The sequence below is a fragment of the Isoptericola sp. NPDC019571 genome (assembly GCF_044389385.1).
GTDB classification, from domain to species: Bacteria; Actinomycetota; Actinomycetes; order Actinomycetales; family Cellulomonadaceae; genus Isoptericola; species Isoptericola nanjingensis.
Genome location: NZ_JBIRXZ010000009.1, coordinates 22,896 through 46,659, shown reverse-complemented (window position 1 = coordinate 46,659; position 23,764 = coordinate 22,896). Strand labels below are relative to the sequence as shown.

28 protein-coding genes are annotated in these 23,764 nt (G+C 75.1%); 13 read left to right on the top strand and 15 right to left on the bottom strand.

The genetic code is table 11. The features are described 5' to 3' along the window. Positions 1-33 precede the first annotated feature (33 nt). Together ACH443_RS15840 and ACH443_RS15835 are read left to right on the top strand one after the other, a co-directional pair. Entirely contained in the window at positions 34-942 is a 909-nt protein-coding gene (locus ACH443_RS15840; protein ID WP_430590836.1) for an alpha/beta fold hydrolase, read from the top strand. A gap of 19 nt (positions 943-961) precedes the next feature. Next, positions 962-1,624, top strand: a complete 663-nt coding sequence (locus ACH443_RS15835; protein WP_429763061.1) for an MBL fold metallo-hydrolase — start codon at positions 962-964, stop codon at positions 1,622-1,624. 13 nt (positions 1,625-1,637) lie between these two features. Here ACH443_RS15835 and ACH443_RS15830 read toward each other — a convergent pair whose 3' ends face one another. Further along, positions 1,638-2,786, bottom strand: a complete 1,149-nt coding sequence (locus ACH443_RS15830) for a GNAT family N-acetyltransferase (RefSeq protein ID WP_430590835.1) — start codon at positions 2,784-2,786, stop codon at positions 1,638-1,640. Between the two features lie 94 nt (positions 2,787-2,880). Here ACH443_RS15830 and ACH443_RS15825 point away from each other — a divergent pair, with 94 nt between their 5' ends. After that, on the top strand, positions 2,881-3,432 hold the full coding sequence (locus tag ACH443_RS15825) for a GNAT family N-acetyltransferase (protein ID WP_430590834.1): 552 nt from the start codon (positions 2,881-2,883) through the stop codon (positions 3,430-3,432). A gap of 124 nt (positions 3,433-3,556) precedes the next feature. Further along, on the top strand, positions 3,557-4,156 hold the full coding sequence (locus ACH443_RS15820; protein WP_430590833.1) for a GNAT family N-acetyltransferase: 600 nt from the start codon (positions 3,557-3,559) through the stop codon (positions 4,154-4,156). Between the two features lie 12 nt (positions 4,157-4,168). Here ACH443_RS15820 and ACH443_RS15815 read toward each other — a convergent pair whose 3' ends face one another. Continuing rightward, positions 4,169-4,960 carry an SDR family oxidoreductase gene (locus tag ACH443_RS15815; protein ID WP_430590832.1) on the bottom strand — a complete coding sequence of 264 codons (792 nt, stop codon included), beginning with the start codon at positions 4,958-4,960 and terminating at the stop codon, positions 4,169-4,171. A gap of 98 nt (positions 4,961-5,058) precedes the next feature. Here ACH443_RS15815 and ACH443_RS15810 point away from each other — a divergent pair, with 98 nt between their 5' ends. Further along, a complete protein-coding gene (locus tag ACH443_RS15810) occupies positions 5,059-5,487 on the top strand; it encodes a GNAT family N-acetyltransferase (RefSeq protein ID WP_430590831.1) in 429 nt (142 codons plus the stop codon). Positions 5,488-5,514: 27 nt separating this feature from the next. Here ACH443_RS15810 and ACH443_RS15805 read toward each other — a convergent pair whose 3' ends face one another. The 12 genes from ACH443_RS15805 to ACH443_RS15750 all read right to left on the bottom strand — a co-directional run bounded on the left by ACH443_RS15805 (position 5,515) and on the right by ACH443_RS15750 (position 15,478). Next, a complete protein-coding gene (locus tag ACH443_RS15805; protein WP_430590830.1) occupies positions 5,515-6,054 on the bottom strand; it encodes a VOC family protein in 540 nt (179 codons plus the stop codon). A gap of 63 nt (positions 6,055-6,117) precedes the next feature. Then, complete coding sequence (locus ACH443_RS15800; protein WP_430590829.1) at positions 6,118-6,798, bottom strand: helix-turn-helix domain-containing protein; 681 nt, start codon at positions 6,796-6,798, stop codon at positions 6,118-6,120. A gap of 162 nt (positions 6,799-6,960) precedes the next feature. Continuing rightward, on the bottom strand, positions 6,961-7,740 hold the full coding sequence (locus tag ACH443_RS15795) for an SDR family NAD(P)-dependent oxidoreductase (RefSeq protein ID WP_430590828.1): 780 nt from the start codon (positions 7,738-7,740) through the stop codon (positions 6,961-6,963). Between the two features lie 26 nt (positions 7,741-7,766). After that, positions 7,767-10,181 carry an ATP-binding cassette domain-containing protein gene (locus ACH443_RS15790; RefSeq protein WP_430590827.1) on the bottom strand — a complete coding sequence of 805 codons (2,415 nt, stop codon included), beginning with the start codon at positions 10,179-10,181 and terminating at the stop codon, positions 7,767-7,769. 53 nt (positions 10,182-10,234) lie between these two features. Further along, complete coding sequence (locus ACH443_RS15785; protein WP_430590826.1) at positions 10,235-10,816, bottom strand: MOSC domain-containing protein; 582 nt, start codon at positions 10,814-10,816, stop codon at positions 10,235-10,237. A 55-nt stretch (positions 10,817-10,871) separates the two neighbouring features. Then, positions 10,872-11,315 (bottom strand): YdeI/OmpD-associated family protein, encoded by a 444-nt coding sequence (locus tag ACH443_RS15780; RefSeq protein ID WP_430590825.1) that lies wholly within the window; start codon positions 11,313-11,315, stop codon positions 10,872-10,874. 73 nt (positions 11,316-11,388) lie between these two features. Continuing rightward, entirely contained in the window at positions 11,389-11,853 is a 465-nt protein-coding gene (locus ACH443_RS15775; RefSeq protein ID WP_430590824.1) for a nitroreductase/quinone reductase family protein, read from the bottom strand. A gap of 5 nt (positions 11,854-11,858) precedes the next feature. Further along, complete coding sequence (locus ACH443_RS15770) at positions 11,859-12,269, bottom strand: VOC family protein (protein ID WP_429763216.1); 411 nt, start codon at positions 12,267-12,269, stop codon at positions 11,859-11,861. 14 nt (positions 12,270-12,283) lie between these two features. Continuing rightward, positions 12,284-12,730 carry a helix-turn-helix transcriptional regulator gene (locus ACH443_RS15765; protein ID WP_430555424.1) on the bottom strand — a complete coding sequence of 149 codons (447 nt, stop codon included), beginning with the start codon at positions 12,728-12,730 and terminating at the stop codon, positions 12,284-12,286. Positions 12,731-12,782: 52 nt separating this feature from the next. Continuing rightward, complete coding sequence (locus tag ACH443_RS15760) at positions 12,783-13,355, bottom strand: GNAT family N-acetyltransferase (protein WP_429763043.1); 573 nt, start codon at positions 13,353-13,355, stop codon at positions 12,783-12,785. Between the two features lie 51 nt (positions 13,356-13,406). After that, positions 13,407-14,978, bottom strand: coding sequence for a multicopper oxidase family protein (locus tag ACH443_RS15755; RefSeq protein WP_430590823.1), 1,572 nt, complete (start codon positions 14,976-14,978; stop codon positions 13,407-13,409). A gap of 53 nt (positions 14,979-15,031) precedes the next feature. Further along, on the bottom strand, positions 15,032-15,478 hold the full coding sequence (locus ACH443_RS15750) for a hypothetical protein (protein WP_430590822.1): 447 nt from the start codon (positions 15,476-15,478) through the stop codon (positions 15,032-15,034). 148 nt (positions 15,479-15,626) lie between these two features. Between ACH443_RS15750 and ACH443_RS15745 the strand changes: the two genes are divergently transcribed. The 3 genes from ACH443_RS15745 (at position 15,627) to ACH443_RS15735 (ending at position 18,198) form a co-directional block, all read left to right on the top strand. Then, positions 15,627-16,793, top strand: a complete 1,167-nt coding sequence (locus ACH443_RS15745) for a sensor histidine kinase (RefSeq protein ID WP_430590821.1) — start codon at positions 15,627-15,629, stop codon at positions 16,791-16,793. A gap of 104 nt (positions 16,794-16,897) precedes the next feature. Next, complete coding sequence (locus tag ACH443_RS15740; RefSeq protein ID WP_430590820.1) at positions 16,898-17,554, top strand: response regulator; 657 nt, start codon at positions 16,898-16,900, stop codon at positions 17,552-17,554. Between the two features lie 62 nt (positions 17,555-17,616). Continuing rightward, positions 17,617-18,198, top strand: coding sequence for a dihydrofolate reductase family protein (locus ACH443_RS15735; protein WP_430590819.1), 582 nt, complete (start codon positions 17,617-17,619; stop codon positions 18,196-18,198). A gap of 7 nt (positions 18,199-18,205) precedes the next feature. Here ACH443_RS15735 and ACH443_RS15730 read toward each other — a convergent pair whose 3' ends face one another. Beyond that, positions 18,206-18,862, bottom strand: a complete 657-nt coding sequence (locus ACH443_RS15730; RefSeq protein WP_429763037.1) for a DNA-binding response regulator — start codon at positions 18,860-18,862, stop codon at positions 18,206-18,208. Positions 18,863-18,958: 96 nt separating this feature from the next. On the opposite strand from ACH443_RS15730, the gene ACH443_RS15725 reads away from it, so the two are divergent. The 5 genes from ACH443_RS15725 (at position 18,959) to ACH443_RS15705 (ending at position 23,733) form a co-directional block, all read left to right on the top strand. Further along, positions 18,959-19,897 carry an oxidoreductase gene (locus ACH443_RS15725; RefSeq protein ID WP_430555418.1) on the top strand — a complete coding sequence of 313 codons (939 nt, stop codon included), beginning with the start codon at positions 18,959-18,961 and terminating at the stop codon, positions 19,895-19,897. A 63-nt stretch (positions 19,898-19,960) separates the two neighbouring features. Continuing rightward, positions 19,961-20,335 (top strand): ArsR/SmtB family transcription factor, encoded by a 375-nt coding sequence (locus ACH443_RS15720; RefSeq protein WP_429763029.1) that lies wholly within the window; start codon positions 19,961-19,963, stop codon positions 20,333-20,335. Continuing rightward, positions 20,332-21,249 (top strand): cation diffusion facilitator family transporter, encoded by a 918-nt coding sequence (locus tag ACH443_RS15715; protein ID WP_430590818.1) that lies wholly within the window; start codon positions 20,332-20,334, stop codon positions 21,247-21,249. Before ACH443_RS15720 ends, ACH443_RS15715 begins: the two co-directional genes overlap by 4 nt. Positions 21,250-21,321: 72 nt before the next feature. Beyond that, positions 21,322-22,056: a VIT family protein gene (locus ACH443_RS15710; RefSeq protein ID WP_430590817.1), complete on the top strand. Its 735-nt coding sequence runs from the start codon at positions 21,322-21,324 to the stop codon at positions 22,054-22,056. A 60-nt stretch (positions 22,057-22,116) separates the two neighbouring features. Next, positions 22,117-23,733, top strand: coding sequence for an alpha-amylase family glycosyl hydrolase (locus ACH443_RS15705; protein WP_430590816.1), 1,617 nt, complete (start codon positions 22,117-22,119; stop codon positions 23,731-23,733). The last annotated feature ends 31 nt before the right edge of the window (positions 23,734-23,764 follow it).

The following is a 23,764-nucleotide window of genomic DNA, read 5'->3' as shown; positions in this document are numbered from 1 at the left end:
ATGAGTCCGGCCCGCCCGCGGCGTCCACCCCGCATGACGCGACCTCCTGACCCCTCGTCCGTCGGGCCCGCGGACGGGGACGCCCTCGGGCCGGAGCTCTTCACCGACGGCGCGGCCCCGCTGTGCTACCAGGCCGTCGGGGACCCCGCCGACCCGACGATCCTGCTGCTCGGGGGCGTGGCCTCGTCCATGGACTGGTGGCCGGCGGACCTCTGCGCCGCGCTGGCCGCGGGCGGGCGCCGCGTCGTCCGGTACGACCACCGCGACACGGGCCGCTCCGCCACCTGCCCGCCCGGCGCCCCCGACTACACGAGCCGCGACCTCACCGAGGACGCGCTGCGGGTGCTCGACGACCTGGGCGTCGTGCGGGCGCACCTCGTGGGCCTCTCGGCGGGCGCCGCGATGGTGCAGGAGCTCGCGCTGGAGCACCCCGACCGGGTCGCCTCGGCCACGCTGATGTCCACGACGCGCGCGTTCGCCGGGCCGGACGACGCCGCGCTCGCCCCGTCCGCCCCCGAGCTCGCTGGCCTGTGGGACGGCCCCTCCCCCGACCCCGGCGACACGGACGCGCTGATCGATGCGGTCGTCGCCGACGACCGCGCGCTCACCGGCCGGGGCGACTTCGACGAGTCGCGCACCCGCGCCGTCGCGACCCGCGCCATCGCGCGCTCGATCGACGCCACCGCCGGGACGAACCATTTCGCCGCGGAACCCGGGGCCCCGTTCGAGGGCACCCTGGCGGACCTCACCGTGCCGACGCTCGTCGTGCACGGCAGCGAGGACCCGCTGTTCCCCGGTCACGGCGCCGCACTGGCCGCGGGGATCCCCGGGGCGCGGCTGCTGGTGCTCGACGGCGTCGGCCACCAGGTCGCACCGCCGTCGTCGTGGGACGTGCTCCTCCCGGCCCTGCTCGAGCACACCGCTGAGGACACTTCCAGGTGACAGGGCCAGGATGGGCAGCATGTCCTCCCTCACCCTCACCACCTGGGGCCACGCCGGCGTCCGCCTGGAGCGCGACGACCGTGTCCTCGCCATCGACCCCGGCACGTTCACCGACCCGCGCATCCTCGACGGCGCCGACGCCGTCCTCGTCACCCACGAGCACGTCGACCACGTGGACGTCCCCCGCACGGCCGCCGCGCTCGCGGCCGACGGCGGGCCCGACCTGTGGGCCCCGGCCGCCGTCGTCGAGCAGCTCACCGACGCAGGCGCCCCCGCCGACCGGCTGCACGCGGTGGACGGCGGCGCGTCGTTCGACGCGGCCGGGTTCGCCGTGCAGGCGCTGGGGCACGTGCACGCGACCATCCACCCGGACATGACCCCGCCGGCCAACGTCGCGTTCCTCGTCGACGGCGCGGTGCTGCACCCGGGCGACTCGTTCACCCCCGCCCCCGAGGACGTCCGGGTCGACGTGCTGGCCCTGCCGGTCGCGGCGCCGTGGCTCAAGCTCGCGGAGGCGGTCGACTACGTGCGCCGGGTGGCGCCGCGCGTCGCCGTCCCGATCCACGACGCGATCCTCAACGACGCCGGCCTGGCCCTGGTCGACCGCGTCGCGGGCGGGCTCGGCGGGGCCGAGTACCGGCGGCTCGCGCCGGGCGAGGCGCTGGAGGTCCGCACGGCCTGACCGCCCGGCGTCGTCAGCCGCGGCTCAGCGGGACGACGTCGGCGAGCGGCGCCTGCAGCTCCGCCGAGCCGCCCGCGGGCCGGAACCCCAGGGCCACGTTGATCGCCAGCATCGGGGCGTTCGTCTCGTTGTTCCACGTGGAGATGCGGCGCGCGGCGGGGCGCAGGCGGGTGTGCTCGCGCAGGTTCACCGCCTTGAGGAGCATGCCGAGCCGGTGACCGCGGTGCCCGGCCAGCACCACCGTGCTGTCCTGCTCGGTGAGCTCGGGGCGGTCGTCGTCCCACGCGAGCAGCGTCATCCCCGCCAGGGTGCCGGTGGCGACGTGCTCGGCGACGGTGACGAGCCCGGTCCGGCCGCTCTCGGCCCGCTTCGCCTCCTCCAGGCGGATGCGCGCGCCGTCCCACCGCTCGGCCTCGAGCGCGAGGCCGCCGTTCGGCTCGTCCTCCGACAGGCTGTGCTCCAGCGCGGCGAGCTGGTCGACCCACCGCTCGGGCGCCGGGTCCTGCCAGGTGTGCAGGCGGTAGCCGTCCCCGGCCCGGGCCGCGGCGTCCGCCACGAACCGGTCCACGACGTCGTCGGGCAGCGGGACGTCGAGGACGGAGCGCCGCGCCACGATCTCCAGCCCCAGCCCGGCCCGGCGGGCGAACCGCATGCCGGGCAGATCGGCGGAGACGTGCCCCGGACCCTCCCGGGGCGGGACCGCGTCCGGGGCGTCGGCGGGAGGCTCGGCGGCGAGCTCGACCTCCGCGAACACGGTGGCGCGGCACTCGGTGAGCGCGACCCGGCGCAGCCGGTCCGCGATCGCCGACCCGATCCCCTGCCCGCGGTGGGAGGGCAGCACCGCGATGCGCACGACGGCGAGGTGGCGGTTGTCGGAGACGGGCAGGACGAGCTCGCCGTGGCCGACGACGCGCGGCACGCCACGTGTCACCTCTCCGTCCACCGCCACGAGCCGGTGGTGGCGCGCGTGCTCCTGGTGACGGTCGCCGACCAGCAGGTCGACGGCCCTGGGCGCGAGGTCGTCGTGCCCCAGGTCGGCCAGCCCCACCGCCCGCTCCAGCGCCGCGACGCCGCGGTACGCCCAGGCCTCGGCGGCATCGAGCAGGTCGGCGCGGGGCGGTTCGACCAGGCGCCACGTCGGTGTGGCCGCGGGGGTGCTCATGCCTCCACCGTGCGCCGCAACCGGGGTCCGCGTCACGCACATTTCGGGGGCCGACGTCGCGGTTCGCCCGCCCCGGCGCGTAGGGTGCCTGACCGTGACGACCGAGACCCCGCTGCCGGTGACCACGGGCCGACTGGTCCTGCGCGCGCACCGCGCGGAGGACCTCGAGCCCCTGCTCGCCTACTACGCCGACCCGGAGGTGGCGCGCTACCTGCTCGAGGAGCCGTGGACGCCGGACGTCGCCGAGGCGCAGCTCGCGAAGCGGCTCGCACGCACCCGCATCGACGAGCCCGGCTCCGCCCTCGCGCTGATCGTGGAGCACGACGGCCAGGTCGTCGGCGACGTCGCCCTGTGGACGACGGGCGACACCGTCTCCCGCGGGGAGATCGGCTGGGTCTTCCACCCCGACTTCACGGGCCAGGGCTTCGCGACCGAGGCGGTGCGCGCCGTCCTCGACCTGGCGTTCGGCTTCTACCGCATGCACCGCGTGGTCGCGCAGCTCGACGCCCGCAACGAGCCGTCCGCCCGCCTGTGCGAGCGCGTCGGCATGCGGCGCGAGGGCCACCTGCGGCAGGACTGGTGGTCCAAGGGCGAGTGGACGGACACCCTCGTCTACGGCGTGCTCAAGGGTGACCGCGCGACCTGACCCCGGTTGACCGCGACGGTCGACGTAGCGGTCGGTCCTCGTCCCCGCACAGCACGGGTACCGACCGCTAGGTCGACCGTCGCCACCTGTGGAGGGCAGCCGGGCGGCCGGGCACGATGGGTCGATGACGTCCGACATCGTGGTCCGGCCGGCGAACGAGGCGACGTGGGACGACCTGCAGACCGTGCTCGGCCCGCGCGGCGAGGGGGCGCGCTGCCAGTGCCGGTGGTTCCAGACGCCGTCCTCCGACTGGCGGGAGACCGCCCGCGAGGAGCGGGCGGCCGCGCTGCGCCGCGACACGCACTGCGGCGAGCCGGACGCTCCGACCACCAGCGGGCTGGTCGCCTGGCTCGACGGCGAGCCCGCCGGCTGGTGCGCCGTCGAGCCCCGCACCGCGTACCCCCGGCTGCGCACGGCGCGGGTGCCCTGGTCGGGCCGCGACGAGGACAAGGACGACGACGGCGTGTGGGCCGTGGTCTGCTTCGTCACCCGCGCCGGGTACCGCCGCCGCGGGGTCAGCGCGGCCCTCACCGCCGCCGCCGTCGAGCACGCCCGCTCCCGCGGGGCGCGCGCCGTCGAGGGCTACCCGATGGTCGTCGAGCCCGGGTACAGCGACTCGTGGGGCGAGCTCTACGTCGGGGTGGCGGCGGTGTTCGAGGCCGCCGGGTTCCGCGAGGTGAGCCGCCCGACGTCGCGGCGCGCGGTGATGCGCGTCGACCTCTGACCTCCTCGTGGCTCAGCGCCGCGCGACGTGCTCCGCGAGGAACTCGGCCCACGTCTGCTTGCCGACGGCGCGGTCGGGCGCGAGGTTGCCGCCCGCCGCATAGGCCCGAGACGCCGCGCCGGGCACGCGCACCGGCATCGTCGGGCGGTGCGACCCCACCGCGTCGAGGTAGTCGCGGACCATCCCGCGGAACGTGTGGATCTCGGGCCCGGCGACGTCGGGCACCCACCCCTGCGGGTCGCCGAGCGCGAGCTCGACCAGACGTGCCGCGACCTCGTCCCCCGCGATCGGCTGCGCCCGCCAGCCGGACGGCGTGGGCACGACCGGCAGCTTCGCGAGGGCCCGGGCGGCGATGAGCACCAGCTCGTGGAACTGCGTGGCCCGCAGGTTGGTCCACGGGATCCCGGACTCCTCCAGCACGCGCTCCTGGGCGAGCTTGCTCTCCATGTACCCGAGGGCACGGCGGTCGAACCCCGACTTCACCGGCACCTTCTCCGCGCCCACCACGGAGATGTTCACCAGGTGCGGCTCGCTGCCCGCGTCGCGGATCGCCCGGACCAGCGCCCGAGCCGTCTCCTCGTTGTGCAGCTGGTCGCCGGCGAGGTGGACGACGACGTCCGCGTCGCCCACGGCCTGCGCCAGGCCCTCGCCCGTCGCCCAGTCCCCGACGACGTACCGCACGCCGTCCCCGTCCGCGTGCGGGCTGCGGCTGAGCACCCGCACCTGTGCGCCGGTGCGTACCAGGCGCGGCACCACCAGCCTGCCGAGGTGTCCCGTGCCGCCCGTGACCAGGATGCGTGCCATGCCGTCCTCCTCCGTCCTCGCGCGACCACCGCGCGTCCTGCCACTCCGACGACGCGGGCGGCCCGGACGTGACCCGACGGCGCTGCTATGTTCCGCGGGTGATCGTCGATCTCACCGCCGACCGCCTCGAGGACTGTGCGCGACTCTTCGTGCGCACGTTCTCCGCGCCGCCGTGGAACGAGGAGTGGACGCGTGGGGACGCCGCGCAACGTCTGGGCGACATGCTGGCCACGCCACGATCCGTCGGCTCGGTCGCGGTCGCCGACGGCGGCGACGTCATCGGTTTCGTCCTCGGGCACCGTGAACGCGCCGGTACCGAGGACCACCTGCTCGTCCAGGAGATGTGCGTCGCCGCCGCCCACCAGCGCGAGGGCTGGGGGTCCCGCCTGCTGGCCGCCCTGGAGCACCGCCTGCCGGACGTCCAGCACTGGTACCTCCTGACCTTGCGGGACGGCGCCGCGGCCGCGTTCTACGAGGCGCACGAGTTCCGGCCCGCGTCGCGGGTCGGCGTCTACGTCCGGCCCTGAGGCGGCGGGCGGCGACGTGACCGCGGCTCAGGCGACCGGGTCCCGCAGGCGCGGCAGGGTGGCGACGAGCGTGTCGCGGATGTAGGTCAGCTCCGGCGTCGGCTCCCACTCGGCGTCGCTCTCGGCGTCGCTCTCGGCGTCGCTCTCGGCACCGTCGCCGGCCTCCTCCCACTCGCCCGCGGCGTCGTCCTGCGGGGTGCTGTAGACCCACCACAGGTTGTTCCAGGGGTCGACGAAGCGGGAGAAGACCTCGCCGAAGAACGCGGTGGGCTCCGTCACGACGTCCGCGCCACCGGCCCGCGCCCGCCCGAGCACCGCGTCCACGTCGTCCACGTAGACCTGCAGCAGGGACGGGGTGAACGGCCAGCCGGGCTTGCGCTCGCCGAACATGACGGTGGTGCCGCCGATCTGGAGCTCGGCGTGCAGCAGCAGCCCGTCGTGGTCGACGGTCCGCGCGTCGGGGTGCTCGACGCCGTCGAACACGTCGACCAGGAAGAGGATGAGGTTCTCGACGTCGCTGCTGATGATGAACGGGTTGATCGTCGAGAATCCTGGGGGGACGGCCATGGTGGCTCCTTTCGTCCCCGCCATCACACCGCGCCGGCCGGGGCCCGGTCTTGAACGAGAACGTCACCGGGCGGGCCGTCGGCGGGCGGCGGCCGCGAGCACCGCCGCCGGGGTCCGCCCACGGATGAGGCGCAGGCTGCGGGTCAGGTGCGCCTGGTCGGCGAACCCGGCCCGCGCCGCCGCCTCGGCCGGCGCGACGCCGCCCTGCAGGAGGGCGTAGGCCCGCTCGGCCCGCCGGACCTGCTCCACCTGCCCCGCCGTCAGCCCGACGGTGCGCCGGTAGCGGCGCTGCCAGGTGCGCGGCGACGCGCCGTCCCGCTGACCGTCGAGCGCCGCGCGCACGCCGTCGTCCACGCCCAGCGGGCCGAGGCGCACCATCTCGTCCACCCAGTCCTCGAGCTCGTCGAAGGCCGGCAGCGTCGTCCACCGCTCCCCGAGCCGGACGCGCCCGGAGCGCACCGGCAGGTCGACGGCGGCCCCGAGCACCGGCTGCTTGTCGAGGCCCGCGACCACCACGAACGGCGCCAGCTCCACGCCCCAGTAGCACTCCCCCACGACGCTCGTCGTGCGGCGGGCGCTCAGGCTCGGCCCGTCGAGCTCGCCGCCGAGGCTCCCGTCGGCGCGGCGGATGAAGGAGATGCCCCAGTACTCCGAGCCCGCCACGAGGTACTCCCCCGGCTCCTCCACGGTCGCGGACCACACCGTGCGCACCGCGGGGGTCGAACCGGGCCGTTCGAACCACATGGCGTCACGGTAGCGCCGGTCGGGCGCCGCCCTCGGGCCGGAGCGGGAAGCGGCGCCGCAGCAGGATCCGCTGGACCAGGGTCCACGCCACCGTCACCAGGAGGTACAGCCCCGCGGCGAGCGGGACGAAGCAGGCGACGACGGCCGTGACGAACTGGTTCGTCAGGTCCCGTCGGCGAGTCGGGCGAACGCGGCGAGCGGCCCGGCGAGCACGCCGCCGTCCACGGGCAGGGTGGCGCCCGTGATCCACGCGGCGTCGTCGGACGCCAGGAAGGCGACGGCGGCGGCGACGTCCTCCGGCTCGCCGACGCGGCCCAGCGGGTACAGCGGCGCGAGCCGGTCGGGGCCGCCCTGGTCGTCCCAGACGCGGGTGCGGACGGTGCCCGGCGCGACCACGTTGACGCGCACGCCGTCCGGCCCGAGCCGCACGGCGAGGTTCTTCGCCAGCACCCCCAGGCCCGCCTTCGCGGCCGAGTAGGCGTCGCCGCCGAACGCCGCGAGCCCGTTGACCGACCCGACCAGCACGACGGCGCCGCCCGGCCGGGCCAGGTGCGGCGCGGCGGCGCGCACCACGCGCGCCGGCCCCGCGAGGTTGAGGTCCACCGTGGCCGCCCAGTCCGCGTCGGTGCCGCCGTCGAGCTGGTCCGGGTGCGGCAGCGCGCCGCCCGCGACGTTGACGACCGCGTCCAGGCGGCCGTGCCGGGCGACGGCGGTCTCCGTCGCCGCCTCGACCGACGCCCGGTCGGTGAGGTCGCAGGCCACGACGAGCGCGCGCTCACGCGCGACCCCCTCCAGGGCGGCCGCCGTTTTTTCGGCCGCGGCCGTGTCGACGTCGGCCAGCACGACGGCCGCGCCCTCGGCGGAGAGCCGCCGGACGACGGCCGCACCGATGCCGTGGGCGGCCCCCGTCACGAGCGCGACGCGCCCCGCGAAGCGGTCCATCGCTCTCCCCCGCCCGCCGTCCCGCATCAGGCGCCGACGTAGTCCGCGAGGTGCTCGCCGGTCACGGTGGAGCGGGCGGCCACGAGGTCGGCGGGCGTGCCCTCGAAGACGACCGCGCCGCCGTCGTGCCCGGCGCCCGGCCCGAGGTCGATGATCCAGTCGGCGTGCGCCATGACGGCCTGGTGGTGCTCGATGACGATCACCGTCCTGCCGGCGTCCACGAGCCGGTCCAGCAGGCCCAGCAGGTTCGCCACGTCGGCCAGGTGCAGGCCGGTGGTGGGCTCGTCGAGGATGTACGTGCCGCCCTTCTCGCCCATGTGCATGGCGAGCTTGAGCCGCTGCCGCTCGCCGCCGGACAGGGTGTTGAGGGGCTGGCCGAGCTTCACGTAGCCGAGCCCGACGTCCTCCAGGTGGGCGAGGATCTTGTGCGCCGCGGGGATCTTCGCCTCACCCTCGCGGAAGAAGGCGTGCGCCTGCGCGACCGACAGGTCGAAGACCTCGGCGATGTTCTTGCCGCCGAGCGTGTACTCCAGCACCGACGCCATGAACCGCCTGCCGCCGCAGTCCTCGCACGGCGTCTCGACCGTCTCCATGAAGCCGAGCTCCGTGTAGATGCGGCCGTTGCCCTTGCAGGTGGGGCACGCACCCTCGGAGTTCGCGCTGAACAGGGCCGGCTTCACGCCGTTCGCCTTCGCGAACGCCTTGCGGATCGGCTCCAGCAGCCCGGTGTACGTGGCCGGGTTGGAGCGGCGCGAGCCCTTGATCGCGCCCTGGTCGACGACGACGACGCCCTCGCGCCCGGCGAGGTTGCCGTGGATCAGCGAGCTCTTGCCGGAGCCCGCGACGCCCGTGACGACGGTGAGGACGCCGGTCGGGACGTCGACGTCGACGTCGCGCAGGTTGTTCTGGGAGGCGCCGCGGATCTCGAGCGCGCCGGACGGCTCCCGGACGGACTCCTTGACGGTGACGCGGTCGTCCAGGTGGCGGCCGGTGAGGGTGCCGCTCGCGCGCAGCCCCTCCAGCGTGCCCTCGAAGCAGATCGTGCCGCCGTCGGTCCCGGCGCCGGGGCCGAGGTCGATCACGTGGTCGGCGATCGCGATCGCCTCCGGCTTGTGCTCGACGACGAGCACGGTGTTGCCCTTGTCGCGCAGCTCCAGGAGCAGGCCGTTCATCCGCTCGATGTCGTGCGGGTGCAGACCGACGGTCGGCTCGTCGAAGACGTACGTGACGTCGGTGAGCGCGGACCCGAGGTGCCGGATCATCTTGGTGCGCTGCGCCTCGCCGCCCGACAGGGTGCCCGCCGGCCGCTCCAGCGACAGATAGCCCAGCCCGATCTCGACGAACTTGTCGAACAGGTGCAGCAGGGCCCCGACCAGCGGCGCGACGCCCGGGTCGTCGATCCCCCGCGCCCACTCGGCGGCGTCGGTGATCTGCATCCGGCACACGTCCGCGATGCCCGCGCCGTTGACCTTCGCCGACCGGGCGGACTCGTTGAGCCGGGTGCCGTCGCACTCCGGGCAGGGCACGAACACCGCGGCCCGCTCGACGAACGCGCGGAGGTGCGGCTGCAGCGACTCGGGCGCCTTGCTGAACATCGACTCGCGCAGCTTGGGGATGAGGCCCTGGTACGTCATGTTCATCCCGAGGGCCTTGACCTTGCCCTTCTCCCGGTAGAGGAAGTCGTGCCGCTCGGCCTCCGTGTAGTCGCGCACCGGCTTGTCGCCGTCGACGAACCCCGACTCCGAGAAACCCTTCACCATCCAGCCGTCGGCCTTGTAGCCGGGCACGAGGATCGCGCCGTCGCGCAGGGACAGCGACTCGTCGACGATGACGGACAGGTCGAGGTCGGAGACGGTGCCGCGGCCCTCGCACTCGGGGCACATGCCGCCCAGGTACACCTGGTTGCGCACGACCTTCTTCTCGACCTCGCCCCCGGCCTTGCCGGTGCTGAACACCCCGCTCGCCGTCGACGTCGGGATGTTGAACGAGAACGCCGTGGGCGGGCCGACGTACGGCTCGCCCACGCGGCTGAACAGGTTGCGCAGCATGGCGTTCGCGTCGGTGACGGTGCCGACCGTGGACCGCACGTTGGCGCCCATGCGCTCCTGGTCCACGAGGATCGCGGTGGTGATGCCCTCAAGGACGTCCACGTCAGGGCGCGGCAGCGACGGCATGAACCCCTGCACGAACGTCGAGTACGTCTCGTCGATGAGGCGCCGCGACTCGGCAGCGATGGTCGCGAACACCAGCGAGCTCTTGCCCGAGCCCGACACCCCCGTGAACACGGAGAGGCGGCGCTTGGGGATCTCGACGTCCACGTCGCGCAGGTTGTTCTCGCGGGCGCCCTGCACGCGGATGACGTCGTGCGCGTCGGCGGTGTGCGACGACGTCGCGGCGGGGGACCCGGCGCGGGACTCGGCGCGGGACTCGGTGGCGGTCACGGCGGTGCTCCTTCGATCGTGGTGGCGGGGACGCCGGTGGGGGGCGGGCAGGCTCACACGCGGGTGAGGGGCAGGTGGGGCGGCGCCGGCAGCTCGACGTCGACCGCGTCCCCGGGCCGGACCGTGCCGCCCCGCGAGACGACGCCCATGACCCCGGCGAGCCGCTCGACCTCGCCGTCGGCCCCGCGGTGCAGCAGCTGCTTGAGCAGTCCCGGCTGGAAGTCGTTGATCTGCTGGCAGGGGTTGCGCAGGCCGGTGACGGTCACGACGGCGTCGCCGATCGTCAGCCGGGTGCCCACGGGCAGCGCCAGCAGGTCGATCCCGCGGGTGGTGACGTTCTCCCCCAGGTCCCCCGGCGCCACGTCGTGGCCTGCGGCGGCGAGCCGGTCGAAGAGCTCGCCGTGGATGAGGTGCACCTGGCGGAGGTTCGGCTGCGACGGGTCCGCGGCGACCCTGCTGCGGTGCTGCACGGTGACCCCGGCGTGCGCGTCGCCCTCGACCCCCACCCCCTCGACGAGGACCACCTGGTCGAGGGCCGGCTTGCTGAAGCCATGGACGGCGCTCGCGTGCACCGCGACGACGCTCGCAGTCGTGCCGGACGACGGGGTGAGGGTCGAGGGGTCCGTGACGGTCACTGGGATCCTCCTGGAGGTCGGCGGTCGAGCCTGTCGAGACCTGGTTGCGGCAGGCTCAACCAGCGGGCGCGTGCAGCTCGGCAAGAGCCTTGTCGATGCGGCGGGCGCGTGTCGAGGCCTGCTTGGCCCCGTCGACGTCGAGCACGAGGCGGCGACGGCGGCCCGGCGGAAGGGAATCGTACGCCGTACGGGCGACGGGGTCGGCGTCGAGCGCCCGGGCGAGGTCGTCGGGCTCGACGACGACGCGCGGCTCGGTGTCGAGCGCCAGCTCGACCTCCACCTCGGCGCCGACCTCGAGGCCCGCGGCCTCCCGGTTCGCCCGGCTCAGCCCCAGCAGGTGCCGGCCCCGCATGATCGCGACCCGGCTGCGCCACGTGTGGCCGTTCACGGTGATCGTCACCGGCGGTCGGGCGCCGCCGCCGAGGGCCTCGACGACCTCCGGCGGCACCTCGAGGCCCTTCATCGTCTCGGCGGGCTCGACGGTCGCACGGAACCTCATGGCCACTCCTTCGCTGCCGTCCGCGCGGACGGCCGTCGTCCGGGTGAGGCGCGGGATCCCGGGGACGCACACCTCAGGCGCCGGCCGGGACGAGGCGGACGACCGGGTACTGGCGGTCGCTCTTGCTCTGGTGCTTGTCGATGGTCGGCGCGGCCGCGGCGATCGCCGGCCACACCCGGGCGCGCTCGGCGTCGTCGAGGACGTGCGCCGTCACCGGCGTGGTGCCGGTGGCGTGCAGCTCGACCGCGACCTGCTCCGGGTGCGCGACGAGGTTCGCGAACCAGCCGGGGTGGCGCGTGCCGCCCCCCGACGCGACCACGAGCCGGCCGCCCGCGCCGTCGTCGAACCAGGCCAGCGGGTTCTCCCGCGCCTCGCCCGTGCGGCGGCCGACGGTGTGCAGGACCAGCAGGTCCATGCCCATCATCTGCCCGCCCTTGCGGCGGATCTTCTTGGCGGTGCTCGCGTTGGCCTGCCGCTGGACCCACAGGGAGAACGGTCCGGGGGTGCCCTTCGGGCGCTTCGTCGTCTGCTGGGTCACGACGCTCACCCGACCTGGTCGATGCGGACCATGTTGCCCGCGGGGTCGCGGAACGCGCAGTCGCGCACGCCCCACGGCTGCTCGGTGGGCTCGGAGACCACCTCGGCGTCGGCGGCCTGGAGCTTGGCGAAGACGCCGTCGAGGTCCTTGGTGCCCAGGATGATCGACTGGTAGCTGCCCTTGGCCATGAGCTCGCGGATGGTGCGCTGCTCGTCCTCGGTGATGCCGGGGTCGGCGGCGGGCGGGTTGAGCACGAGGCGGGTCTCAGGCTGGGCCGGCGAGACGAACGTCAGCCAGCGCATCTCGCCCTGCCCGACGTCCTGGACCAGCTCGAAGCCGAGCAGGTCGCGGTAGAAGCCCAGGGAGGCCTCCGGGTCGGTGTGCGGAAGGAAGGTCGTGTGGATGGTGATGTCGATGTCGCTCATGGAATTCACGCTAGGTGGAGGTCCACGGCCGGCGCTTCTCGATTCCTGACCGGTCGGGTCGCCTGCTTCGTGACGCACGACGGCAGCTCCCCCGCCGCCGCGGACCGGGCCCGCCGCGCGTACTCGCTGGGCGCCATCCCCACCAGCTCCGTGAACCGCGTGCTGAACGTGCCGAGCGACGACGACCCCACCTCGAAGCACACCTCGGTGACGCTCAGGTCGCCCCGGCGCAGCAGCGTCATCGCCCGCTCGATGCGCCGCGTCATGAGGTAGCTGTACGGCGACTCCCCGAACGCGGCCTTGAACTGCCGGCTCAGGTGCCCCGCCGACATGTGCACGCCGCGGGCCAGGGCCTCCACGTCCAGCGGCTGCGCGAACTCCCGGTCCATCCGGTCGCGCACGCGCCGCAGCAGCGCGAGGTCACGCAGCCGGTCGGCGTCGGTGCTGGTCACGGTGCGATGCTTCCACGACCCACCCACGCCCGCCCGACGTCCGCCGCGGGCGTCAGCCCGCCACCCGGGCGTGCACGTGCATGTCGTGCCACCCGTCGAGGTGCCGCACGGACTGCCGCAGCACGCCCTCGGCCTCGAAGCCCGCCTTCTCGGCCACACGGCACGACGGCGCGTTGTCCGTGGAGTGCACCAGCTCGAGGCGGTGGAAGCCGGCGGCGAACGCCCACGCGGCGGCGACGTCGAGCGCGGCCGGCGCGACCCCCCGACCCCGCGCCGCCGGGGCCGTCCAGTACGCGACGACGCCCACGCCGTGCGGGTCGAACGTCTTGACGACCATGCGCCCGAGCACGACGACGTCGTCCGCGGCGTCCGCCACCGCCCAGCTCGACTCGCGCCCGTCCGCCCAGCCCGCGCGCCAGCCGGCGATCACCTCGCGCGCCTCGTCGTCCGACTCCAGGACGCGCACGTGCCACCGCTGGATCACCTCGTCGGCGTACACCTCGCGCACCGCCGGGGCGTCCTCCGGGCGCCAGGGGCGCAGGCGCGCGCCCGCAGCGGGCACGTCGAGCACCGGTTGCTCGGGGTCGGTGAAGGGCGCGAACGTCACGGGCAGCAGGGTGGGCACCCGGCGATCCTGGCAGCCCGCCGCCCCGCGTGCCAGCACCCTTCCCACAGCTCAGCCGTGATGCCCGGCCGTGGACCGGCGCGGGCCGTACCCGTCGCCCACCACGGGACCCGAGGCGTCGTGGCCGGCGTCGTGCCCGACGTCGCGCCGCGACAGCGCCTCCGACGGCCCCGGCCGCGCGTCGGACCCCGGCTCGACGACGAGGAGCTGGCCCATCATCCCCTCGTCCTCGTGCAGCAGCATGTGGCAGTGGTACATGTACGGCAGCACGTCGTCCGTGTAGTCCTCGAACCGCATCAGCAGCCGGTAGGTGCGGCGCGGCTCCAGGTAGACGGTGTCCTTCGGGCCGGCGAGCCCGGGCGGCGGGGCCTCCCCGTCGATCGTGAGGACCCGGAACTGCACGTCGTGCACGTGGAAGCTGTGCGGCATCGGGATGGTGTTGCGCACCTCCCACACCTCGGTGCTGCCGACGGTCGCGACCTCGTCGACGCGGCCGGCGTCCATGCGCTCGCCGTTGATCGTGCGCTCGTCGAGGTCGAACGTGCGGGTGACGGTCGCGTGCTCCTCGTGCAGCGCGTCCTCGGCCGCGTGCCGCGAGCGCCCCCACGACGGCTCCGGCGACGTCGCGAGCTCGTCCGCCGCGCGCAGCTCCAGCACGTCGAACGCGTCGTTGCCGCCCATCGCGAACGGCGCCGCGACGCCGCCCAGGTCCGCCTCGGACGAGTGCAGCCGCGTCGTCTCGCCCGGCTGCATCGCGACCACCACCTCGGCCCGCTCCCCCGGCGCGAGGCGCACGTGGTCCAGACGCACGGGCGCGTCCAGCAGCCCGCCGTCCGTGGCGACGAGGTCCATCCCCCGGTCGGCGAAGCCCAGGGCGTACGTGCGCGCCGTCGACCCGTTGAGCAGCCGCAGCCGCACCCGCTCGGTCGTGACGCGCTGGTACGCGCCGGCGACCCCGTTCGTCACGACCGTGCTGCCGAGCGTGCCCGGCTCGCCGCCGTCGTCCTTCAGGACGAGCCGTCCGTCGTCGCCGATCACCTTGTCCTGCACGACCACCGGGACGTCGTCGACGCCGTACTCCCGCGGCAGGTCGGCGGCGCGCGACGCGTCGTCGTCGAGCAGGAAGAGCCCCGCGAGGCCGCGGTAGACGTGCTTCTCGGTCTCGCCGTGCGGGTGCGGGTGGTACCAGAGCGTCGCGGCGGGCTGGTCGATCGTCCACGTCGGCCGCCACGTGGCGCCCGGCTCGACCGCCTGGTGCGGGCCGCCGTCCATCGCCGCGGGCAGGTGCATCCCGTGCCAGTGCACGCTGGTGGTCTCCGGGAGGTCGTTGGTCACCTCGACGGCGACCTGCTCGCCCCGCTCCGCCCGCAGCGTGGGTCCGAGGTACGGGCCGTCGTAGCCCCACGTCGGGGCCCGGGTGCCGGGCAGCAGCTCGGTCGTGCCCTCCTGCGCGGTGAGGCGGAAGGTGCGCACGCCGCCCACCACCTCGGACTCCGCGAGCGGCGGGATCGGCAGCGGGCGGGCGAACTCCGGCTCGTCCACCGACGTCACCGAACCGGGGATCGCGCCGCACCCGGCGGCCAGCAGGGGGACGACGGCGGCGAGCGCCGTGGCGCGCAGCACCGCGCGGCGCGTCGGTCGTCGTGCCGGTGTCGGTGTCGGTGTCGGGCGCATCGTCATCGGGCGCCGCCCCGGGCCTTCTGGACGCCGAGCGCGACGACGCCGGCGAGCGCGCCCCAGCCGGCGTCCATCGCGAGCGCCGGGACCGCCGTCCACGCGGCCGCGCCCTCGCCACCCGGGCCCACGCCGCCGATCAGCGTCGAGACGAGCAGGATGACGACGCCGGACGCGAGGCCGGTCATCGTCAGGGTGAGCACCGGCCGGGGCACGCGGCCGAACCCGACGACGCCGATCCACACGACGGCGGTGAGGGCGACGATGCCGAGCGCGCGCGGCGCGCCCGTGCCGCCGATGCCGGTGAGCCCGGTGAGCGGCCAGAGCAGCGCCATCGACGCGAGCCCGGCAACGAGCGGCCAGGAGATGCCGGCGCGCGTCGGCGTGGTCGTCGGGGACGGCGCCCACGGCTGTGGACGGGGCTGGGGAGAAGCCTGGTTCGAGGTCATGCCTCGACCCTTCCCGCCAGGGCAGGGGCGACACATCGGCCCGCGAGCGTCTCCTGTTGTCGCCCCGGAGCGACAGCGACCCTGACCGACCCGGAGCATCCCTCCGCCTGTTCGGCACCCTCCGGGGGTGGCGCCTAGCCTGGCGGGCATGACCACGTCCGCGACGACGCCGCCGAGCCCGTGGGTGGCCGACGTCGTCCTGGCGCTCGCGTCGACGCTCGTCGTCGCGGTCGTCATCGCGGCCGACCCGTCGGGCCAGGGCGACGCCGGCGCGGCGGCCTACCTGTTCGCGGCGGGGTTCGGCGCGCTGGTGCTGCTGCGCCGCGTCGCCCCGCGCACGATGCTCGTGCTCACGTTCCTCGGCGTCTGCGCCTACTACGCCCTCGGCTTCGCGCCCATCGGCATGGTGCTGCCCGCCGTCGCCGCACTGTTCGCGGCGGCGGAGCGGGGGCGCGCCGGGTGGGCGGCGGGCACCGGCGGCGTGCTCGTCGCGGTCGCCACCTGGTTCCGCGTCACCGGCGACGACGTCGACCCGAGCGCCGCGCTCACGGCCTACGACCTGGTCACCAACGTCGCGCTGACGGCGGCGGCGGTCGCGCTCGGCGTCGCCGTCCGGCTGGCGCGGGAGGCCCGCGAGCGCGCCGCCCTGGTCCGCGAGCTCACGGCCGAGCAGGCGGCGCACGCCGCGCAGGAGCGGCTGCAGGCCGAGCGGCTGCGGATCGCCCGCGACCTGCACGACACCGTCGGCCACCACCTGTCGGTCGTCGCGCTGCACGCCGGCGTCGCGGACGAGGCGGTCGGGCGGGACGACGACGCGGCGCGCGACGCGCTCGCCCGTGTCCGGGAGGCGGCGTCGGGCACCCTCGACGAGCTGCGGGCCACGGTGAAGGTGCTGCGCGAGCGCGCGCCCGACGCCGCGCCTCGCGGGGCCCTCGGCCTGGCGGGCCTCGACGGCCTCGTCGCGCCGCTGCGGGCGACCGGCGTCGACGTCGAGGTGGTCGACGCCGTCGCGCCCGGCGCGCTCAGCGACGCGATCGACGCCGCCGCCTACCGCATCGCCCAGGAGGCACTGACCAACGTGCTGCGGCACGCGGACGCCCGGCACGTGCGGGTCGAGGCGGACGTCGACGACGGGCGGCTGCGCCTCAGCGTGACCGACGACGGCCGCGGGTCGGCGGCCGGCGCCGGGCCGGGTACCGGGGTCGCGGGGATGCGCGAGCGCGCGGGCCTGCTGGGCGGCACGCTCACCGCGGGCGACGCGCCCGGCGGCGGGTTCGCCGTCGTCGCGGACCTCCCGGCGACGCTCCCCCGCTGAGGCAGGCCCGGTGGGCGCGGCAGTTCGTCCTCGGCGCGGCAGCTCGAACTGCCGCGCCCGGCGCGAACTGCCGACCTGACGGGCCGACCGGCCAGACTGGAGCCATGATCCGGATCGTGCTGGTCGACGACCAGGAGCTGGTGCGCGCGGGGCTGCGCCCGCTGGCGGAGCTCGACGGCGACATCACGGTCGTCGGCGAGGCGGCCGACGGCCGCTCCGGCCTGGCGCGGGTGCGCGAGCTGCGGCCCGACGTCGTGCTCATGGACGTGCGGATGCCCGGCATGGACGGCATCGAGGCGACGCGGGCGGTCGTCGCGGACCCGGCGCTGCGCGACGTCCGCGTCCTCGTGCTCACCACGTTCGACGAGGACGAGCACGTGGTCGAGGCCATCCGCGCGGGCGCGGCGGGCTACCTGCTCAAGGACGTCTCCCCCGGCGACCTGCGCGGCGCGATCCGCACCGTGGCCGCCGGCGACTCGCTGCTGTCCCCCGCCGTCACGGCCGCGGCGATGCGCGCCGTCGCCGACGCGCCGCGCCGGCTCGACGACGCCGCCGTCGCCGGTCTCACCGAGCGCGAGCGGGAGGTGCTCACCCTGGTGGGGCGCGGCCTCACCAACGACGAGATCGCCCGCGACCTGTACCTGAGCCCCGCCACCGCGCGCACGTACGTGAGCCGGCTGCTCACGCGGCTGGACGCGCGTGACCGCGCCGCGCTCGTCGTGCTCGCCTACGAGACGGGCCTGGTGCGCCCGGGCACGTAGATCGTCGAAGTCGTACAGTCGTGTTCAAGAACTGAGGCGGCCCGCCGACCGAGGAGCTGACCATGGCCACGACCTACACGTTCGACGTCTTCTCCAGCCTGGACGGTTTCGGTGCCGCACACGGCGACTGGACCGGCTACTGGGGCAAGCAGGGGCCCGAGCTGCTCGAGCACCGGCTCCACCTGTTCGACACCGAGCAGCGGATGGTCCTCGGGGCCACCACGTACCGGGCGTTCATGCAGATGCTCGCCGCGAGCACCGAGGACTCCGACGTGCACGACCCGTGGGTCTCCCGCATGGTCCGCACCCCCGCGACCGTCGTGTCGAGCACCCTGCGCGACCCCCTCGACTGGCCCGGCGGCGCGACCGTCGCCGCCGGCGACGCGGTCGACGTCCTCGGCCGGCTCAAGCAGGAGTCGCCCGTGCCGCTCCGGTCCCACGGCAGCCTGTCGCTGAACCGGGCGCTGATGGCCGCGGGCCTGGTCGACGAGCTGCGCGTGACGCTGTTCCCCGTGATCACCGGGCAGACCGGCGTCGACCCGCTGTTCCGCGGCGCCGCGGACTTCGACCTCGAGCTCGTGGAGACGCGCACGCTCGACGGCCGCACGCAGGAGCTCGTCTACGTGCCGACGCGGCACGGCTGACGACGGCTCAGACCAGGCCCAGCTCCCGCGCCCGCACGCCCGCCTGGAACCTCGAGGTGGCGCCGAGCGCGGCCAGCAGCTCGGCGACGCGGCGACGGTAGGTGCGCACGCCCATCCCCATGGCGCGGGCGGCGGTCTCGTCCTTGACCCCCTGCCCGAGCAGGTCGAGCACCTGGGGGGCGATCGCGCGGATCTCGGCGATCCGGGCATCGAAGACGTCGAGGTCGACGGCAGACCGCCACACGGCCTCGAACAGGGACGCGACCCCCTCCACCGCCTCGGGCTGCGTGACGATGCCGTAGCTGCGCCGCCCCGCCCGGACGTCGCCGGCGAGGATCGCGAGGCGCCGGTCGAAAAGGATGGTCTCGTTGACCTCGTCGGTCGTGATGCGGATCTGCGCACCGTGCAGCTCCCGCGCCCGCGCGAGCCCACGCGCCGCCACCGGGTCCAGGAGCACGCCCGGCCGGTACACCTTGCGGAGGCGGACGTCGTCGCGCCGGGCCGACGCCGCGTCCTCGACCGGCTGCGGCCCGTGGGTCACCACCCAGGTCCCGAGGTCGTTCGCGGCGCAGGAGATCTCCGTCGCGTGCGCGAAGAGGTGCGCGGTGCGGGCGAGCAGCTCCTCGTCCCCCTGGACGACCGTGACGGCCTCTCCGGTCTGCATGCCTCGATCCTGCACCCGGCGGCAGGCAGCTGCCAGGGTCGGCAACAACCTGCCACTCGCGTGACCCCCGCCCCGACCGCGCCGAGGCTGGACGACATGACGACCTCCCTCACCGCCCCCACCACCCCCGACGCCGCCGCTGCCGGCACCTGGCAGCTCGGCGACCGCACCGTGAACCGCCTCGGCTTCGGCGCCATGCGCCTGATCGGCACCCTCGGCTCCGCGACCGTCCGGCCGCGCGAGGACTCCGTCGCCGTGCTGCGCCGCGCCGTCGAGCTCGGGGTGAACCACATCGACACCGCCGCCTTCTACTTCTTCCCCACCCGCTCGGCGAACGAACTCATCGGGGCCGCGCTCCAGCCCTACGCCGACGACCTGGTGATCACCACGAAGATCGGCGCGTCCCAGTCCCGCGACGGCGCCTTCGAGCCCTACGCCCGGCCCGACCAGCTGCGGGGCCAGGTCGAGGAGAACATCCGCCAGCTCGGCCTCGACCAGCTCGACGTCGTGAACCTGCGCTGGGGCACGGGCCTCACGACCGAGCCCGGCTCGGTGGCCGAGCACGTCGGCGCGCTCGCCGAGCTCCGCGACGCCGGCCTGGTCCGGAACATCGGCGTCTCCAACGTGCTGCCCGAACAGCTGACCGAGGCGCTGGAGATCGCCCCGATCGTGTGCGTGCAGAACCGGTACGGCCTGACGTACCGCGGCGACGACGCGCTCGTGGACCTGTGCGCCGAGCGCGGCGTCGCGTTCGTGCCCTTCTTCTCCGTCGCCGCGTCCGTGGCCGGCGCCGTCCCCGGCGCCCGGGCCGCGGACGACGCCGGCGCCGCGCAAGTGGCCGACGTCGCGGCGCGGCACGGCGCGACGCCGGCCCAGGTGCGGCTGGCGTGGACGCTGCACCGCGGGCCGCACGTGCTCGCCATCCCGGGCACGGGCGACGTCGCGCACCTGGAGCAGAACGTCGCCGCCGCGGCACTCCGGCTGACCGACGACGACCTCGCCGTCCTCGACGCGATCGCCCCGGCGACCGCCTGAGCACCCCGCCCGCGCCTGCCGACAGCCTGGCGTGAGTACATGGAGGCATGTACCGTCGCGCCCATGGAGACGGTGACCCTCACGCACACGGCGGCGCTGGCGCGGCTCGGGCACGCGCTGTCGGACGGCACCCGCGCGCGCATCCTGCTCGCGCTGCGCGACGCCCCCGCCTACCCGTCCGACCTGGCCGCCACGCTCGGCGTCTCCAAGCAGGTGATGAGCAACCAGCTCGCGTGCCTGCGCGGCTGCGGCCTGGTCGTGGGCCGCCAGGACGGGCGCCGCACCGAGTACCGGCTGTCCGACCCGCACCTCGCGCACGCGCTCGGCGACATGCTGCGGCTGGCGCTCGTCGTCGACCCGGACTGCTGCGGGCCGGACTGCACGTGCGCGACGCCGGGCACGCCCCACGGACGCGCCGGCTCCGAGGACGCCGCGTGAGCCACGACCACGACCACGCGCACGGCGCCGCCGACCACCGGGGCCGGCTCGCGATCGCGTTCGGCATCACCACCACGATCCTGGTCGCCCAGGCCGTCGGGGCGCTGCTCACCGGCAGCCTCGCGCTGCTGGTCGACACGGCCCACATGCTCACCGACGCCGGGGGCCTCGCGCTGGCCCTGTTCGCCGCGCACCTGTCGCTGCGGCCGGCGTCGCCGCAGCGCACGTGGGGCTACCGGCGGGCCGAGGTGCTGGCCGCGCTGGCGCAGGCGGCCGTGCTGCTCGTGGTCGGCGTGTACGTGCTGGTGGAGGCGGTGCTGCGGCTCGCCGACCCGCCGGAGATCCCCTCCACGCAGCTCGTCGTCTTCGGCGTCATCGGGCTGGTCGGGAACCTCGCGTCGATGGCCGTCCTCGCGGGCCGCCGCGACGCGAACCTCAACCTGCGAGCCGCCTTCCTCGAGGTCGTCAACGACGCGCTGGGGTCGGTGGGCGTCATCGTCGCCGCGATCGTCATCGCCACCACCGGCTGGCAGCGGGCCGACGCCGTCGCCGCGCTCCTCATCGGGGCGCTCATCCTGCCGCGCGCCGTGAAGCTCCTGCGGGCCGCGGGGTCGGTGCTGCTGGAGTCCACCCCGCCCGGGCTGGACCTCGAGGAGGTGCGCGCGCACCTGCTGGAGGTGGACCACGTGCGCGACGTGCACGACGTGCACGCCTCCCTCATCGCCACCGGCCTGCCGATCCTGTCGGCGCACGTCGTCGTCGACTCGGGCTGCTTCACCGACGGGCACGCCGGCCGCATCCTCGACGAGCTGCAGGAGTGCGTGGCCACCCACTTCGACGTCGCGGTCGAGCACTCCACGTTCCAGGTCGAGCCGGACACCCACCCGGAGCACGAGCACCCCACGCACGCCTGAGTCCGCGGTCCGTGCCGTGCCCGGTCGGGCGTCGTGCTGGCGGCACCCACCGAGCGATGCTGTGCTGAGCACATGTCCGAGCGCACCGAGACCGACCCGACCGGCCATCCCGGCGAGCCGCACGCCGGCGGCCTCGCCCAGCGGCTGAACTGGTTGCGGGCGGGCGTGCTGGGCGCCAACGACGGCATCGTCTCCGTGGCCGCCGTCGTCGTGGGCGTCGCCGGCGCGACGCCGGAGCGAGCGCCCGTGCTCACGGCCGGGCTCGCGGCCCTCGTTGGCGGCGCGATCTCGATGGCGCTCGGCGAGTACGTGTCGGTGTCCAGCCAGTCGGACAGCGAGAAGGCGCTCATCGCCAAGGAGCAGCACGAGCTCGCGACCATGCCGGACGAGGAGTTCGACGAGCTCGTCGGCCTCTACCGTCAGCAGGGCCTCAGCGAGGGCACGGCGCGGCAGGTCGCCACCGAGCTCACGCACCACGACGCCCTCGGCGCCCACCTGTCCGCCGAGCTCAACATCGACCCCGACGACGTCGTCAGCCCGTGGCACGCCGCGTGGGCGTCGCTGCTCGCGTTCCTGTGCGGCGGCGTGCTCCCGATGCTGGCCGTGCTGCTCGTCCCCGAGCCGTGGAAGGTCGCCGGCACGTTCGTCGTCGTGCTCGCCGCCCTCGGCGCGGCCGGCTCGATCGCCGCCTGGATCGGCGGGTCGTCTCGCAACCGGTCCGTCGCGCGCGTCGTCGTCGGCGGCGCGCTGGCCCTCGGCGTCACCTTCGCCCTCGGGTCGCTGCTCGGCACGACCGGCGTCGTCTGACCCCGCCTGCTGTCCCGTCCGACCCGATCCCGATCCCGATCCCGATCCACAGGAGCCTCGGTGCCGACCCACTCCCCCACGTCCCCACACGCTGCCGTCGACCTCGCCCCGCGCCTCGGGCGTACCGTCCTGTACCAGCTGTACCCGCAGAGCTTCGCCGACGGGAACGGCGACGGGATCGGCGACCTCGCCGGCATCACGGCGCGTCTCGACTACCTGCGCTGGCTCGGCGTGGGCGCGGTGTGGCTCGACCCGTGCTTCGTGTCCCCGTTCGCCGACGCCGGGTACGACGTCGCGGACTTCATGACGATCGCGCCGCGGTACGGCACCAACGACGACCTGGCGGAGCTCACCGAGGAGGCGGGCAGGCGCGGCATCGCCGTGCTGCTCGATCTCGTGGCCGGGCACACGTCCGACCAGCACCCCTGGTTCGCCGCGTCCGCGGACGACCCCGACGACGACCGGTACGTGTGGAGCGACGTCCCCGTCGACGGATTCGAGCCCGGCCCCGGCCGGCGCGGCGGGTTCTACCTGCCGAACTTCTTCCCGGTGCAGCCGGCGCTGAACTTCGGGTTCGCGCGGCCCGACCCCGCCCAGCCCTGGCGCAGCCCGGTCGACGCCGCGGGACCGCAGGCGAACCGAGCCGCGTTGCGCGAGATCATGGCGCACTGGTTCGACCTCGGCGTCGCCGGGTTCCGCGTCGACATGGCGGCGTCGCTCGTCAAGGACGACCCCGGGCTGGTCGAGACCGGCCGCCTGTGGCGCGAGAACCGCGCCTGGCTCGACGCCACCTATCCCGGCCGCGTGCTGATCAGCGAGTGGGGCGACCCGCGCGTCTCCGTGCCGTCCGGCTTCCACGCCGACTTCTTCCTCCAGTTCGGGGGCGACGACGACGGCCTGCCGCTGCGCTCGCTGTGGAACAACGGCGCAGGGACGGTGCAGCCGTCGTGGGGCGACGTGCCCAGCTGGGCCGACGCCGAGGCACGCGGCGACGCGGGCACCTTCGTCCGCGCCTGGGAGGAGGCGACGGGCGCCATCGCGGCGGCCGGGCGCGGCGGGCTCACCGGCCTGCCGACGTCGAACCACGACTTCACGCGGCTCGTCGCGGGGGCGCGCGACGCCGAGCAGGCGCGGGCGGCCCTCGTCCTCACCCTCACCTGGCCCTCCATGCCGTCGATCTACTACGGCGACGAGATCGGCATGCGGTTCGTCCCCGAGACCCCCACTCTCGAGGGCTCCCGGCTCAACCCCACCTACGACCGTGCGGGCTCGCGCACCCCGATGCAGTGGGGCGACGTGCCGCCCGGCCGGCTCGGGCCGGACGTGGCGGAGTCGCGCTACCTCCCGCAGGACCCGGACCGTGGCCGCCCCACCGTGGCCGCCCAGCTCGACGACGAGGGCTCGCTGCTACACCTGGTACGCCGCCTGGCGCACCTGCGCACCTCGGACCCGCGGCTCGACGCCACCGCCGACGTCGACGTGCTGGCCACCGGCTACCCGTTCGCGTACCTGCGCGGCGGCACGCTCGCCGTCGTGCTCAACCCGGGCCGCGCGTCCGTGTCGATCACCGTGCCCGGGGCGGCCGGTGCCCGCGAGGTCGAGGCGCGCGGCCTGAGCAGGGACGGCGACGTCGTGCACCTCGACGGGCACGGGTTCGCCGTCCTCGACCTCGCGTGAGCACGACCGTGTCAGCGTCTCGCGGCAGCCT